Here is a 14,283-nt window from a genome sequence, read left to right as displayed (position 1 = left end):
GTGTGAACGCGCTCCTCGACCTCGCCGCGCAGCAACTGCGGGCCGACCTGGCCACCGCTCCCGGGCGTGTGCGGCAGCGGTTGTCGGACGAGGGCCGCGCGGCGCGCTGCCGCACGATCGCCGAGTTGCGCGCGGCCGCGAAGCGCTCCGTGCCGAGGCCGATCTTCGACTACGCGGACGGCGCCGCCTGGGACGAGGTGACGGCGCGGCGCAACATCAGCGCCTTCGAGGACGTCACGCTGCACCCGAAGGCGCTCACGGACGTGTCGGAGATCGACCTGCGCACGAGCGTGCTCGGCGGGGAAATCGCGCTGCCGATCATCGCCGCGCCGACCGGGCTGACCGGGCTCCAGCACCCGGAGGGTGAGATGGCGATCGCGCGGGCCGCGCACGCCGCCGGGACGATCACGACGCTCTCGACGATGGCGTCGTGCACGATCGAGGAGGTCGCGGCGGCTTCGGACGGGCGGCGCTGGTTCCAGCTGTACGTGATGAGCGACCGCGGGCTCGTGGACTCGCTGCTGGCGCGCGCGGCCGAGCACGGCTACGAGGCGCTGATGCTGACCGTCGACGTGCAGGTCGCGGGGGTGCGCGAGCGCGACGTGCGCAACGGCTTCTCGGTCCCGCCCCGGATCTCCCTCAAGACGCTCGCGCAAGGCGTCACGCACCCGCGCTGGAGCGCCGGCTTCGTCGCCCACCCACGGATGGTGCCGGCCAATCTCGGCTGGGAGGGGTCGGCGACCGCCACGCTGGCCAGCGCCGTCAACCGCTCGTTCGACCCGACCGTGACCTGGGACGATCTCGCCGACCTGCGCTCCCGCTGGAAGGGGCCGGTGATCGTCAAGGGCGTCATGCGCGCCGACGACGCACTGCGCTGCGTCGAGCACGGCGCCGACGCGATCGTGGTCTCTAACCACGGCGGGCGCCAGCTCGACGGCGCGGCCGCGGCCATCGAGGCGCTGCCCGCGATCGCGGACGCCGTCTCAGGCCGCGCGGAGGTCTACCTCGACAGCGGCATCCGGCGCGGCACGGACATCGTCAAGGCGCTCGCGCTCGGGGCCCGCGCGGTGCTGATCGGGCGGGCGCTGATGTACGGGCTGGGCGCCGCCGGCGAGGCGGGCGCCCGCCGCGCGTTCTCGATCCTGGAGGCCGAGCTGCGCGTGGCGCTCGCGCTCGCCGGGTACCCGCGGGCGGCCGAGATCGGCCGCGACGCGGTCAGCTGAAGTCGCCTTCCTCGGGCTGCCAGCGCGGCGCAGCGGCGGGCGGGTCGGCGTTCAATCGGTCCGCGGCCTCGAGCGAGGTCGGCGCGAGTGCAAGGTGGTGGGGGAACGGCGGCACGTCAGTCGTGGACGGCGCCTGGTGGGGAGTCTCGTGAGCCATCACCCTTCACAACATGAAGCACCCCCCGGCGGTTTCGCGGTTGCCCGGGGCAGGACCCCCCAGCCGGGGGGAGTCCAGTGCGCGCACGCCCCTCGACCAACGGTCCGTCCCAGGGACCTCAAAACGCGACATCTGTTGCTAAAGAGGGACTGTCCCTCTTTAGGAAACTCCCAGGCTTCACGCAGGTTCTTCCCACGCGCGGCGCCGAAGCTGGCCACATGACGAACGACTCCCTGCACCAGCGCCGCCCCGACCGCCGCTTCCGTCGTCTGCTGCCCGCCGCTGTGGCGGCCGTGACGCTCGCCTCCAGCGCGCCGTTCCTCGGTCCGGCCTCCGCACGCGCGGACACGACGCCGCGGCCCGAGCGGCGCGAGCACCTCAAGCCGGTGAACCCCGGCAAGATCCCCACGACGCTGCGCGCGGACACCACGCGCGGGATTCGCCTGCAGGGCGTCAGCTCCAGCTGAACGTCCGCGCGCCTTCGCGCGTACTGCCCTCTGAACGCCAAGGAGGAGGGTCTGATGCGCAAGAAGGGCCTGACGGCGACGGTGATCCTGGCCGGGCTCGCATGGGCGAGTGCCGCCCACGCACAGCCGAGCGACCGCTACGCCGTGCACAACATCGTCTCGAGCGACACGGCGAAGATCGCCGCGGACCGAGCCGATCCGAACCTGCGCAACCCGTGGGGCCTGGCGGCGAGCGCGACGTCGCCGTGGTGGCCGGCGAACGAGCGCTCGAACACCTCGACGATCGTGCCCGCGAGCGGCGCCGTCAACAACACGGTGGTGACCGTGCCGGGCGGGCCGACCGGCATCACGACCGGCGCGGGCGCGGGCAACTTCCTCACGCTCGGTAACCCCGCGGCCTTCATCTTCAGCACGCTCGGCGGTGAGCTCTACTCGTGGCGCGGCGGCGTGCCCAACAACAACGGCGTGCGCCAGCTCACCCGTCCCGGCGCCGTCTACACCGGGATGGCGCTGGCGACGGTCGCCGGCGCGCCGCGACTGTACGTCGCCGACCTGCGCAACAACCGGATCGACATGGTCAACGCCCAGTGGGGCCTGATCGACGCGCCCGGTGCGTTCGTGGACCCGAACCTCCCCGGGGGCTACGGCGCCTACGGCGTGCAGACCGTCGGCAACCGCATCATCGTCACCTACGCCCAGCAGCCCGCCGACCCGGCGGCGGTCCCGTACCGCGAGCGGCGCGGCGCGGGCCTCGGCGTGGTGAACGCGTTCGATCTGTCCGGCAACTTCCTCGCGCGCATCGCGAGCCCGGGCGGGGTGCTCAACGCGCCGTGGGGCACCGCGCTCGCACACGCGAACTTCGGCGCGTTCGCCGGTGACCTGCTGATCGGCAACTTCGGCGGCGGGCGCATCAACGCCTTCCACGAGAACCCGGACGGCACCTGGACGCACAGCGGCTTCCTCAACAACACGGCCGGGGACCCGCTCGTCCTCCCCGGCCTGTGGGCGCTGCAGTTCGGCAACGGCAACGCCAACAGCGGCCCGCGCAACTGGCTCTACTACACCGCGGGCCCGATGGGCGAGAGCGAAGGCGTGCTCGGCCGCATCATGCCCAACCCGCTCGACGTCTCGGCGACCGTCCCCGCAACGCTCTCGCTCACGCTCAGCACCCCCGCGCCGCTCGGCCCGTTCGTCCCGGGCGTCGCGGCCACCTACACCACGACCGCCACGGCGAACGTGATCTCGACGGCCGGCGACGCGACGCTCAGCGTCGACAACCCGGGCCCGCTGACCAACGGCGCGTTCGCGCTGCCGCAGCCGCTGCAGGTTTCTCTGTCGAAGTCGACCTGGACCGCGCCCGTGTCCAACGACCCGGTGACGGTCACGTTCACCCAGCCGATCGGCGCCAACGACGCGCTGCGCACCGGCACGTACTCGCGGACGCTGACCTTCACGCTGTCCACGACCAACCCCTAGCCCGGAGAGAGGGCCGCCGCGGACGCATCGACGTCCGCGGCGGCACGAGGCGGTACCAGATCGGTACCATTGGCCTGTGGCGATGAACCTCCGTCTTTCCGACCAGCAGGCTGAGGCGCTTCGCGCTCGCGCCGAGAAGGAAGGGCGCAGCATGCAGCAGGTGGCGTTGAGCGCCGTCGATGAGTACCTGCTGCGGACGGCGGACGACGAGCTGACGGACGAACTCGCGGCCCGCGGTGCCGAGCGCTTCGCGAACCTTTTGCGCCGGCTCGGCGAGTGACCCGTCACCTGACGGTCGAGCAGGCTCTGCGCATTGCTCGGCAGGCGGTCGGCGGACCGGTGTACGTCCGCGACATCGGGTTGCTCGAGGCCGCGGTTCACCGGCCGGCCGCCACCGTGTTCGGCCAGGACGCGTATCCGGACCTGTTTACGAAGGCGGCGGCGCTGCTGCATTCGCTGGCGAGCAATCACCCGCTCATCGACGGCAACAAGCGTCTCGCCTGGCTCTCGACCTACGTGTTCTTGGCCAAGAACGGTGTCGAGCTCGACCCGGTTGAAGACGACGCCTACCAGTTCGTGATCGCCGTCGCCGCCGGAGAGCTCGACGACGTCGAGGCGATGGCAGACGTGCTCCGTCGCTTCGCGGATGGTTGACTTCCCGCCATGCGGATCGACCACGGCGGGCTCCTCGTATCGGATGTCAGGCGGGCGGTGCGGTTCTACGTCGACGCGCTGGGCCTGCCCGAGGTGCCACGGCCGTCGACGTTCGACACGCCCGGCGCGTGGCTGCAGGTCGGCGAGCAGCAGCTGCACCTGATCGGCGAGACCGAGCCCGGGCGGGCGAAGCAGATGACGCCGGACTACGACCACGCGGAGGTCGTGATCGGGTACGGCACGCACCTCGCGCTGGAAGTGGACGACCTGGACGCGGCGCTCGCGCGGGCGGCCGCTGCGGGCGTGCGCCCGCCGGGCGAGGTGTTCGCACGCGGGGACGGCGTCAAGCGCGTGTTCCTCACCGACCCGGACGGGCACGTGATCGAGCTGATGCAGAGCGGGATCGAGGTCACGGGCGAAGAGCCCCGGCTCAAGGCGCCGAAGCGCGGGTAGCGACCGTGCATGCACGCCACCTGCCTCGTTTGCACGCTGAAGCGATCGCCTGAGCCGTCCAACGCGGAGTCGCTCGCCGAGGTGGTGCTCGGCGCGCTCCGCGAAGAGGGCGTCACGACCGACACGATCCGGCTCGCCGACCATCAGATCGACCCGGGCGTGGTGTCTGAGGCCGTGTCCGAGGGTGACGAGTGGCCCGCGATCCGTGCGCGCATCCTGAAGGCCGACATCCTGCTCGTGGCCTCCCCCACCTGGCTCGGGCAGCCGTCGTCGGTGTCCAAGCGCGCGCTGGAGCGGATGGACGCGTTCATCTCCGAGACCAAGGAGGACGGGGAGACCCCGATCGCCTACGACCGCGTCGCGGGCGTGGTCGTCGTGGGCAACGAGGACGGCGCGCACCACGTGATCTCCGAGATCAACGGCGCGCTCAACGACATCGGCTACACGCTGCCGGGCCAGAACTGGACCTACTGGAACAAGGGCCCGGGGCCGGGCGAGGAGGAGTGGCTCACCACCGAGGAGAAGGAGTGGTCGACGTCCACCGGCGAAGCCTGCGCGAAGAACCTGCTCAGGACGGCGCGCAAGCTGCAATGACGAACCTGACGCAGCTGCGCGAGGATGTGCAGCGGTGCACGGCCTGCGGCCTGCACGAGATCACCGACAAGGCCGTCTTCGGCGAGGGCGCGGCGGACGCGCAGGTCATGTTCGTCGGCGAGCAGCCGGGCGACAAGGAGGACCGCGAGGGCCACCCGTTCGTCGGTCCGGCGGGCCGCCTCCTCGACCAGGCGCTCGAGGAGGCCGGCATCGACCGCTCGCTCGTCTACGTCACCAACACGGTCAAGCGCTTCAACCACTCCGAGCGCGGCAAGCGCCGCATTCACGAGCGCCCGCGCGCGGAGCACATCAAGGCGTGCCGCCAGTGGCTGGACGCAGAACTGGCGGAGGTCAAGCCCAAGGTGCTCGTGTGCCTCGGCGCGGTGCCGGCGCAGGCGCTCGTCGGGCGCCACGTGAAGGTCACGCAGGACCACGGCCAGCCGCTGGAGTCCGACCTCGCCGACGTCGTCATCGTCACCGTGCACCCGTCCTCGATCCTGCGCCAGCGCGACGAGGACGCGCGTCAGCAGGCGTACCGAGGCTTCGTCGAGGACCTGCGCGAGGTCGCGCGCCGGGTAGGCCCGACGCCATGAAGATCGGCTACTTCCTCTCGAGCGAGGAGAACTCGCCCCGCGACCTCGTCCAGCAGGCCAAGCAGGCGCAGGAGGCCGGCTTCCACGCGCTCTGGATCTCCGATCACTACCACCCGTGGAACGACGAGCAGGGCCACAGCGGATTCGTGTGGTCGATGATCGGCGCGATCAGCCAGGTCTGCGACCTGAAGGTCACGACCGGCGTGACCTGCCCGACCGTCCGCGTCCACCCGGCCGTGGTCGCGCAGGCCGCCGCGACCTCCTCGGTGCTGCTGCCCGGCGGCTTCAACCTCGGCGTCGGCTCGGGCGAGGCGCTCAACGAGCACATCCTGGGCGACAAGTGGCCGGAGGCGGACGTGCGGCTGGAGATGCTCGAGGAGGCCGTCGAGGTGATGCGCACGCTCTGGCAGGGCGGCCAGCAGAGCCACCGGGGCCGCCACTACACGGTCGAGAACGCGCGCGTGTACGACCTGCCCGACGCGCCGCCGCCCGTGCTGGTCTCCGCGTTCGGGCCGAAGGCGCTCGAGGTCGCCGCGCGCATCGGCGACGGGTTCGTGACGGTGTCGCCGGACAAGGACTCGATCCAGTCCTACAAGGACCAGGGCGGCAGGGGCCCGGTGCACGCCGGCACCAAGGTCTGCTACGGCCCGTCGGAGGAGGAGGCGCTCAAGACCGTGCTGCGGCTGTGGCCGAATGAGGGCCTGCCGGGTGAGCTCGCGCAGATCCTGCCGACACCCAAGCACTTCGAGCAGGCGTGCGAGCTCGTGACCGCCGAGCACATCAAGACGCCGGTGGGGCCCGACATCGACACGCACCTAGAATCGCTGCGCCAGTACGAGCAGGCGGGCGTCGACGAGCTCTACGTCCAGCAGGTCGGCCCGGACAAGGACGCGTTCTTCCGCGACTGGGCACCCGAGGTCCTGTCGCGGTTCGCCTGAGCCTCGCCGGGGTACTCGGATTTGCGGATTCTTTTACAGGGAGGTTCTTGCAATGCCGAAGGGTGTTCTGTGTGGTGTGCTGCTGATCGCGGTGCTGTTGGGCGGCGCGCCGGCCGCGCAGGCCAGCGACGCGTCGATCCGTGAGGTCGTCATCACGCACGCGCAGCGACAGATCAAGGAGGACAAGCGCTTCCTGAAGGCGATGCGGAACCTGGACTCGCGCCGGGATCTGCGCAAGGCCAAGGCCGCGGCCGGTCGCCAGGCCGCCTCGGTGACGCAGTGGCAGACCGCGCTGGCCGCCGAGCAGCCGGACACCGCGCCGATCGGCGCGGCCAAGGACCGGATGCTCGAGGCGCTCGCCCTCTACAACAAGGGCATCCGCCGCTTGCAGAAGGGCATCAATCAGGCGCTCGCCAACGGCGGCAACTCGGGTGTCCGCAAGGCCCGGCAGGCGCTCAAGAACATGCGCACGGCGTCCAAGCGGATCGGTCAGGCCGCCGAGATCATCATCGGCTAGAAGGGTTTCGCATGCGGGTCGGGTAACGATCCGGAGTGCGTTGGTTGATGCTTGCCGTGGTCGTCGCGCTCGCCGGATGCGGGCGCGGCGACGACGAGCGCACCGTGGGCGCGGTGACCGAGCGGTTCCTGGCCGCGGTCGAGGCCGGCGACGGCGAGCTCGCGTGTGCGCAGCTGTCGCGGGCCGCGGCCGAGTCGATCGCGGCCACGCGCTCCTGCCCCGAGGCGGTCACGGACCTCGAGGTCGATCCTGCGGCCGTGGACCGCACGCGGGTCTATGGCATCAGCGCCCAGGTGCAGTTGCGCGGCGGCGAGCGCTACTTCCTCGAGTGGACGCGGGCGGGCTGGCGGATCTCCGCCGCCGGGTGCTCGCGCGCGCCGGACGACGAGCCGTTCGACTGCGAGGCCGAGGCCTGATGCGCACGATGTTCGTCCTCTACCTCGTGGTGATCTTCGCGGGGCTGATCTACTTCACGGCGCTCGGGCTTTGGGCTTTGTGAGGCGCAACAGCCTGACGCTGGCCTTCGGCGCGCTCTTCCTCGGCACGCTGATCGCGCAGGCGTTCGTCGGGCTCGCCGACTTCAACGCCGACCAGGTCGCCCACCACGGCGACCCGATCACGCTCTGGCGCTACGTGCGCTCCTCCTCGTTCGCCGTCGACGTGCTCGAGAACTGGCAGTCCGAGTACCTGCAGTTCTTCCTGTTCATCCTCGGGACCGTGTGGCTGATCCAGCGCGGCTCGCCCGAGTCCAAGGAGCCGGGCAAGGGCGGCCGCGAGTCCGAGCGCGAGCAGAAGATCGGCGAGCACGCCGAGCCCGACTCCCCGAAGTGGGCGCGCGTCGGCGGTCTGCGCACGGTGATCTACTCCAACTCGCTGCTGCTGCTGATGGGCTTCATCTGGCTGTGGGCATGGGCCGGGCAGTCGATCGCGGGCCACGTCGCCTACAACGACGAGCGCTTCGAGCACCAGCAGAGCGCGATCTCCTACCTCGCCTACCTGGGCACGCCGGACTTCTGGAACCGCACGGTGCAGAACTGGCAGTCGGAGTTCCTGGCCGTCGGCTCGATGGCCGTGCTGGCCGTCTACCTGCGCCAGCGCGGGTCACCGGAGTCCAAGCCCGTCGGCGCGCAGCACACCGACACGGGAGTCGAGGGATAGCCCCGGCCGAGTTCAAAACATTTAGGTCGTGGACGGGCACCACCGTGGCAAACTCTGGGCTCCAGGTCCCGACTGAATGGTCAGCCAATCCATGCACGGACGCACCCTCCTTCTCGCGGCTATGGCGCTGGTCGTCCCTGCCGCCACCGCCCACGCGCAGACGCCAGACAATGTGTGGGCGCCTGCCGGCCAGATCGCCGAGCCGCTCGAACGCGCGGCGCTCGCTGCGCTCCCGAACGGTGACGCGTTGCTGATCGGCGGCTGGACCGGCACCGGCGCCGCCCTCACCGCCGCCGCACGGTACGACGCGGCGACGAAGACCTGGTCGGCGGCCCACGGGCTGCAGGACCGGCGCGCGACCGCGACGGCGGTCACGCTGCCGGACGGACGCGTGCTCGTCTCCGGCGGTGAACGGCTGCACGACGGCTACTACCTGAGTCAGGGAGGCGAGGTCTTCGATCCCGCGACCGGCGACTGGTCCGCCGCCGGCTCGCCCCTGCAGACCCGGGTCGGTCACCGGTCCGTGGTGCTCGCGGACGGCCGCGTCTTGGCCGTCGGCGGCGCGATCAACTTCATCAACGCGATGGCCGAGACGTGGAACCCGGTCACCAACACGTGGAGGGTCACCGGTCCCAGCCTGCGGTATCGCCAGTACCCCGCCGTCGCGCGGCTCAAGGACGGGCGCGTGCTGGCGGCGGGTGGCGGCTTCACCCGTGAGGTGGCGAACGCGGACATCTACAGCCCGAAGACCAACCGCTGGACGCCCGTCGCGGACATGCGCGTGCCGCGCGTCGGCGCGACGGCGGTGACGCTCAGCGACGGTCGCGTGCTGGTCTCCGGCGGCTTCCACTACCGCGACGCGGCCGGCGCGCTGACCCATCCGGCGCTTGACTCGGCCGAGATCTACGACCCGGCGACGAACACGTGGTCCGACGCGCCCGACATGGCCGCGGCGCACGGGGAGGGCTCGGTCTCCGTGCGGCTGACGGACGGCTCCGCGCTCGTGCTCGGCGGCGGCACCGCGGTCACCGAGCGCTTCGACCCGGCGACGAACACCTGGACCACGCTGGGCTCCCTATCCGTCGCGCGCGGCGACGTCAGCGCGGCGCGCCTGTCGGACGGCAGCGTGCTCGCCGTCGGGGGCTCAGACAGCAGCCGCTGGGCGGAACGGCTGGTCCCGACCGTGGGCCCGCCCGACCCCGAGTCCAGCAGCGACGCCGAGGTCAGCTCCGACGCGTCGTGGTCCCCGGCCGAGGCCACCTATGGGCACCCGAGCCCTGAGACCCCCGTCGACCCGGAGCCCACCCCGGATGCGGTGACAGTGCCCGGCATCGTCACCCCCGAACCGATCGGCGATCCCGGCCCGGCGCCGCAGGAGCCCGCTGCGGTGGTCGCGCCCGTGCCCACGGCCACCCCGACGCCGACGAAGACGTCAGCCGGCCGGCTGACAATCCGCAGCCAGCGCGTCAAGGGCACCGCCGTCGTCGTCACCGCACGCTGCACGGGCGGCCCGTGCGCCGACCGGCTCACGCTCCGGCGCGGTAAGACGATGCTCGCGTCGAAGGCATTCAACGCGCGCGCCGGCCAGACCGTGGCGGTCAGGCTCAAGCCCCGCACGCGACTCCCGCGGCGCGCCACGAGCTTCAAGCTCGAGTTGGCGAGCCAGAAGGTCTCCGTCCGTGCGCTGCTGAAGCGCTGAGGGCGCTCGCACACGGCGCGGAGTACGCTCCGCGCCGTGCTGCAACACGTCACGCTCGAGATCGCCCCCGACCAGGTCGCCGACTGCGTCGCGTTCTGGGCGCTGCTCGGGTTCACCGAGATGGTCCCGCCGCCGATGCTGCGCGACCGCTACACGTGGGTCGAGCGCGAGGGCACGCAGATCCACTACGCGCCCAGCGACGATCCGTCGCGCCCCGCGCGCGAGGGGCACGTCGCGATCGTCGCGCCCGACTACGAGGCCGTCCTGCGGGCGCTCACCGAAGCCGGCTACGAGCTGACCGAGGGCTCGAACGCGTGGGACGCGCCGCGGACGTTCGTGCGCGACCCCGCCGGCCACCGCGTGGAGGTCATGTCGGCCCCGCCGCACCTGCCGTGGCCCGGGGAGTAGCCACCGCGCTGCGGGACATCGCCGTGCTCGTCGCGCACGGGGCGTCGCCGGCGAACGTGTTCGCGGCCATCAGCGAGCAGGCCGCGCAGGTGTGCGGCGTGAGCGCCGCCGCCGTCGTGCGCTTCGCGGACGGCGGCGCGACGATCGCCGGGCGCTGGGGCAGCGTGGACGCGTTCCCGGCCGGCACGGTGTTCCCGCTCGGCGCGGGCGGGGCGCTCACGCTCGTGCGCAACACCGGGCTGCCGGCGCGCTTCGACGAGTACGAGCGGACGGGCACGGAGATGCACGGGCTGCGCGAGGGCGCGGCGACGCCCGTGATCGTCGAGGACGCGGTGTGGGGCGCGCTGCTGCTGGCGGCGTTCGGGGGCGAACGGCTCCCGGCCGACGCCGAGGAGAAGCTGACCGAGTTCGCGCAGCTCGCGTCTCTGGCGCTCGCGAGCGCGGATGCACGCGAGCGGCTGCTGGAGTCGCGCGAGCGGCTGGTGCGCACGGCGGACGCCGAGCGCAAGCGGCTCGAGCGCAACCTGCACGACGGCGCGCAGCAGCGGCTGGTGGCGGCGCGGCTGACGCTGCGGATGCTGCGGTCCAAGCTGGACACACCGGAGCTGGACCCCGTGATCGACGAGCTCGGCGCCGCGCTCGAGGAGCTGCGCGAGCTCGCGCGCGGGCTGCATCCCGCGGCGCTCTCGCGCGGGTTGTACGCCGCGGTCGGCATGCTCGCGACCCGCTCCCCCGTGCCGGTCGAGTACGACGTGGTCGAAGGCCGGCTGCCGGAGGCGATCGAGGTCGCCGCGTACTACGTGATCGCCGAGGCGATCACGAACGCGGTCAAGCACGCGGAGGCGTCCGTGATCCGCGTGACGGCGATCGTCGACGGCGACGAGCTGGCGCTGTCCGTCGCCGACGACGGTCGTGGCGGTGCGGCGCTCGCCGACGGCTCAGGGCTCGTCGGCCTGCGTGACCGCGTCGAGGCGCTGCGCGGCCGGCTCCAGGTCTCGAGCAGACCTGGAGCCGGCACGACGATCAGCGCGACGCTTCCCCTCTAGGGCGTCGTGGTGCTCAGCGTGAACGTGAGCGTCTTGCTGTAGGTGCCCGTCCGCAGCGGGTCGGTGCGCTTGATCAGCTGCTTGAACGTGATGTCCACCGACGCGTTGGAGACCGGCCCGGTCCAGGACGCGGGCGTCGTCTCCACGCGCAGCGGCTCCGCGAGGCTGAACGGCCCGTTGGCCAGGTGGCCCGGCTCGGACACCGTCAGCGTCGCCTCACCCGCCGTGGAGATCACGCCGGCCGTCGTGGACGCCGTGTACTCCTGCTCGACGCCCGGGATGAACGGCTGGAACTTGGCCGGCTCGCCCAGCGTGAGGTTCAGCGTCGCCGGGACCGTCCCGCCGACCGTGCCGGTGGTGTCCTTGGCGAACGTGAGCCGCGGCGCGGTCGTCGGGGCGATGTGGCCGGCGCCGCCGAGCTGGCGCTCGAGCGCGTAGCCGAAGCCGAGCATTTTCGCGTCGTCGAACGCGCGGCCGACGAACTGGATCGAGATCGGGTCGCCGTGCGGGTTCGCGCCGACCGGCAGGACCAAGGTCGGCAGGCCGACGTTGGACGTGAGCACGCCGCTGTTGCGGTCGCTGGAGAGCGTCTGGGCGCCGTCGTTGTCGTAGACGTCGGAGCGGAAGCCCGGGTAGACGACGGCGTCGACGTTGTTTTCGTCCATCCAGGCCTTGATGCGGTCCTTGTAGCCGTCGCGGGCGGTGAGGACCTTCTGGATGTCCTCGGCTGTCATGCGCGGGCGGACCGGGACCGTCTGGCGGTTGTACGGCAGGACCTTGGGCGAGCTCAGGATGCCCGACGCGGTCGTGTACGGCGGGTTCTCGTGCAGGTCGAAGTACTGCTGCCAGCCCTCCTCCGTGCGGTTGCCGGTGAGCGTGCCGGTGGCGGGGCCGCTCGGCGGGTTGGTGGTGAGCTCGACCATCGTCGCGCCCGCGGCCTGGATGTCGGCGAAGCGCGCCGTGACCGCCTCCATCGTGCCGTCGCTCTGGCCGTAGCTGGGCGAGCCGGTGAACGCGGCGGGCAGGTAGCCGATCCGCTTGCCCTTGAGGGCGTTGGCGTCGAGCGCGGTCTTGTAGTCGGCTGGGCGCTTGGCGCCCGCGTTGTTGTGGAGCGTGAACAGGTCGTCCGGGTCGGTGCCGGTCGTGGCGTTGAGGATGCGGGCGATGTCGGACGTGGTGCGCGCCATCGGGCCCGCGAAGTCCTGCAGCCAGGTGAGCGGCATGACGCCCGCGCCGGACGCGATGCCGTCCGTGCCGCGCAGCGTGACGAGCGAGGCGCCGGTGGACGGCGCGTACAGGGACACGCCGGTCTGCGAGCCCATGCCGAACGCCGCCATGCTGGTCGCCACCGCGACGGCGGAGCCACCGGATGAGCCGAGCGACGTCTTGGACGGCTTGAACGCGTTCCACACCATGCCGTAGCCGGACTCGCTGTAGGAGCCGGAGTTGGCGAACTCGGACATGTTGCCCTTGCCGAGGATGATCGCGCCGGCCTCACGCAGCTTGGCGACCTGGAAGGCGTCGCGCTTGGGCTGCCAGCCCTCGAACGCGAGCGAGCCGTCGGTGGTCGGCATGTCCTTGGTGTCGTAGAGGTCCTTGATCACGACCGGTACGCCGAGCAGGTCGCCCTTGACCCCCGCTGCGCGCTTGGCGTCGGCCGCGGCGGCCTGCTCCATCGCGTCCTTGGCGACCGTGATGAACGCGTGGAAGCCGAACTGGCCCTTGTCGTAGGCCTCGATCCGGTCCAGGTACGCGCGCGTGATCTCCTGCGACGTGGTCAGGCCGGACTCCATGTCCGCGACGAGCTGCGTGATCGACTTGTCGACCACGTCATAGCCCGCGGACGTGGTCTTCGGCTTGGCCTCGGGCAGCGTCGGCAGCGGCGGGACGGGCGTGGTCGCGCAGTCCTGAGCGAGCTGGAAATTCGTGACGGTGCACAGCGCGCTCGCGCTCAGCCCGGCGAGGTCCGGCGCACCGGCGAGGCCGGTCGCGGCGGTCGTGACCGTCGCGGTCTGCGCGCCGCTCGTCTGCGCCGTCTCCGTGCGGCCCGCGACGACGAAACGCAGCAGCGACTCGGTCTCGCCCGGCGCGAGCGTGAGCGTGTTGCGGTAGCCGTAGAAGTTGGCCTCGAGGCCGGACGTGGGCAGCGGTGCGCCGAACGGGTCGCGCTGGAAGTTCGACGTGCCCGTGGTGGAGCCGATCACGACCGCGGACGGGCCACGCGTGCTCATCCCGGACGCGTTGGGCGAGTTGATCGCGACCCAGCGGTCGGTGTTGTCGATCGCCGTGTCCCCGGACGAAGTGCCGGTGACCCTGCTCTGGTTGCTGCCGGAGTTCTGGCCCGCGGAGCCGCCGAAGGTGACGTCGACCGTGACCGCGCGGCCGGTCGTGTTCGCGAACGTGTCCAGCCAGCGCGTCCAGTTCCCCGGCTTGGAGACCTTGATCGTGCGGCTGATGGCCACGCCGCCGAGCCCGACGGGCGTCGTCGTGGCGAACGACTCGTCGCCGTCGTAGGTCAGCCCGAAGCCGCGCATCAGCTCGCCGTTGAGCCGCCCGGTGGGGTCGCTCGCGGGGATGCCCGCCACATTGACCCGGATGCCGCCGAAGCCGTAGAACGCATTGTCGGTGATCGCCCGGATCGACCCGCTGTCCAAGATCGGTGGCGCCGCATCATGGATCTGCCAGTTGGCGCCGTTGGCCGTCGTGACCGTGTTCACCGCTCCCGCGGGCGCAGCCGCGAGCAGCGTCACCGCACCGGCCATCGCCAGCGCGCTGAAAGAGCGTTGCAAGAGTTCCCTCTCTCGTTCGATTGGACCCGCCGTCGATCCTGTCCGGCGGAGGCGGTCCGCTGTATGGACCGCCGGTCGAAATCAGACGCGGCCCGATTGGGCACGCGGTCG

Annotated in this window: 17 protein-coding genes; 15 read left to right on the top strand and 2 right to left on the bottom strand. The window is 71.6% G+C overall.

The window, feature by feature from the left end; genetic code table 11:
- The first annotated feature begins 2 nt into the window (after window positions 1-2).
- On the top strand, window positions 3-1,223 hold the full coding sequence (locus OJ962_RS05015) for an alpha-hydroxy acid oxidase (protein WP_202953717.1): 1,221 nt from the start codon (window positions 3-5) through the stop codon (window positions 1,221-1,223).
- Here the strand turns inward: OJ962_RS05015 and OJ962_RS05010 are convergent.
- A complete protein-coding gene (locus tag OJ962_RS05010; RefSeq protein ID WP_202953716.1) occupies window positions 1,216-1,380 on the bottom strand; it encodes a hypothetical protein in 165 nt (54 codons plus the stop codon). The genes OJ962_RS05015 and OJ962_RS05010 overlap by 8 nt on opposite strands.
- Before the next feature lie 218 nt (window positions 1,381-1,598).
- Between OJ962_RS05010 and OJ962_RS05005 the strand changes: the two genes are divergently transcribed.
- The 14 genes from OJ962_RS05005 to OJ962_RS04940 all read left to right on the top strand — a co-directional run bounded on the left by OJ962_RS05005 (window position 1,599) and on the right by OJ962_RS04940 (window position 11,383).
- The gene (locus tag OJ962_RS05005; RefSeq protein ID WP_202953715.1) at window positions 1,599-1,847 is read left to right on the top strand and encodes a hypothetical protein; all 249 of its coding nucleotides are present in this window, start codon (window positions 1,599-1,601) and stop codon (window positions 1,845-1,847) included.
- Between the two features lie 54 nt (window positions 1,848-1,901).
- Complete coding sequence (locus OJ962_RS05000; RefSeq protein WP_202953714.1) at window positions 1,902-3,323, top strand: TIGR03118 family protein; 1,422 nt, start codon at window positions 1,902-1,904, stop codon at window positions 3,321-3,323.
- Window positions 3,324-3,405: 82 nt separating this feature from the next.
- Window positions 3,406-3,603 carry a hypothetical protein gene (locus tag OJ962_RS04995; protein WP_202953713.1) on the top strand — a complete coding sequence of 66 codons (198 nt, stop codon included), beginning with the start codon at window positions 3,406-3,408 and terminating at the stop codon, window positions 3,601-3,603.
- Window positions 3,600-3,977 carry a type II toxin-antitoxin system death-on-curing family toxin gene (locus tag OJ962_RS04990; RefSeq protein ID WP_202953712.1) on the top strand — a complete coding sequence of 126 codons (378 nt, stop codon included), beginning with the start codon at window positions 3,600-3,602 and terminating at the stop codon, window positions 3,975-3,977. The genes OJ962_RS04995 and OJ962_RS04990 overlap by 4 nt, the downstream gene beginning before the upstream one ends.
- A 9-nt stretch (window positions 3,978-3,986) precedes the next feature.
- On the top strand, window positions 3,987-4,430 hold the full coding sequence (locus OJ962_RS04985) for a VOC family protein (RefSeq protein ID WP_202953711.1): 444 nt from the start codon (window positions 3,987-3,989) through the stop codon (window positions 4,428-4,430).
- Between the two features lie 9 nt (window positions 4,431-4,439).
- Window positions 4,440-5,024, top strand: coding sequence for a flavodoxin family protein (locus tag OJ962_RS04980; RefSeq protein ID WP_202953710.1), 585 nt, complete (start codon window positions 4,440-4,442; stop codon window positions 5,022-5,024).
- Window positions 5,021-5,617 carry a UdgX family uracil-DNA binding protein gene (locus OJ962_RS04975; RefSeq protein WP_238931342.1) on the top strand — a complete coding sequence of 199 codons (597 nt, stop codon included), beginning with the start codon at window positions 5,021-5,023 and terminating at the stop codon, window positions 5,615-5,617. The genes OJ962_RS04980 and OJ962_RS04975 overlap by 4 nt, the downstream gene beginning before the upstream one ends.
- Window positions 5,614-6,555 carry a TIGR03557 family F420-dependent LLM class oxidoreductase gene (locus OJ962_RS04970; protein ID WP_202953708.1) on the top strand — a complete coding sequence of 314 codons (942 nt, stop codon included), beginning with the start codon at window positions 5,614-5,616 and terminating at the stop codon, window positions 6,553-6,555. The genes OJ962_RS04975 and OJ962_RS04970 overlap by 4 nt, the downstream gene beginning before the upstream one ends.
- A gap of 52 nt (window positions 6,556-6,607) precedes the next feature.
- Entirely contained in the window at window positions 6,608-7,072 is a 465-nt protein-coding gene (locus OJ962_RS04965; protein WP_202953707.1) for a hypothetical protein, read from the top strand.
- A 47-nt stretch (window positions 7,073-7,119) separates the two neighbouring features.
- Window positions 7,120-7,488 carry a hypothetical protein gene (locus OJ962_RS04960; protein WP_202953706.1) on the top strand — a complete coding sequence of 123 codons (369 nt, stop codon included), beginning with the start codon at window positions 7,120-7,122 and terminating at the stop codon, window positions 7,486-7,488.
- Window positions 7,489-7,558: 70 nt separating this feature from the next.
- A complete protein-coding gene (locus tag OJ962_RS04955; protein ID WP_407697488.1) occupies window positions 7,559-8,230 on the top strand; it encodes a DUF6766 family protein in 672 nt (223 codons plus the stop codon).
- 121 nt (window positions 8,231-8,351) lie between these two features.
- On the top strand, window positions 8,352-9,929 hold the full coding sequence (locus OJ962_RS04950) for a Kelch repeat-containing protein (protein WP_202953704.1): 1,578 nt from the start codon (window positions 8,352-8,354) through the stop codon (window positions 9,927-9,929).
- A 36-nt stretch (window positions 9,930-9,965) separates the two neighbouring features.
- Entirely contained in the window at window positions 9,966-10,337 is a 372-nt protein-coding gene (locus OJ962_RS04945; RefSeq protein ID WP_202953703.1) for a VOC family protein, read from the top strand.
- Complete coding sequence (locus tag OJ962_RS04940; RefSeq protein WP_202953702.1) at window positions 10,322-11,383, top strand: sensor histidine kinase; 1,062 nt, start codon at window positions 10,322-10,324, stop codon at window positions 11,381-11,383. Before OJ962_RS04945 ends, OJ962_RS04940 begins: the two co-directional genes overlap by 16 nt.
- Here OJ962_RS04940 and OJ962_RS04935 read toward each other — a convergent pair.
- Complete coding sequence (locus OJ962_RS04935) at window positions 11,380-14,172, bottom strand: amidase (RefSeq protein ID WP_238931341.1); 2,793 nt, start codon at window positions 14,170-14,172, stop codon at window positions 11,380-11,382. The genes OJ962_RS04940 and OJ962_RS04935 overlap by 4 nt on opposite strands.
- Window positions 14,173-14,283 lie beyond the last annotated feature (111 nt).

Origin of the sequence: Solirubrobacter deserti (genome assembly GCF_027587175.1) — a bacterium.
GTDB lineage: Bacteria > Actinomycetota > Thermoleophilia > Solirubrobacterales > Solirubrobacteraceae > Solirubrobacter > Solirubrobacter deserti.
Note: the sequence above shows the minus strand (reverse complement) of the source record. Positions and strands in the feature narration are given on the sequence as shown.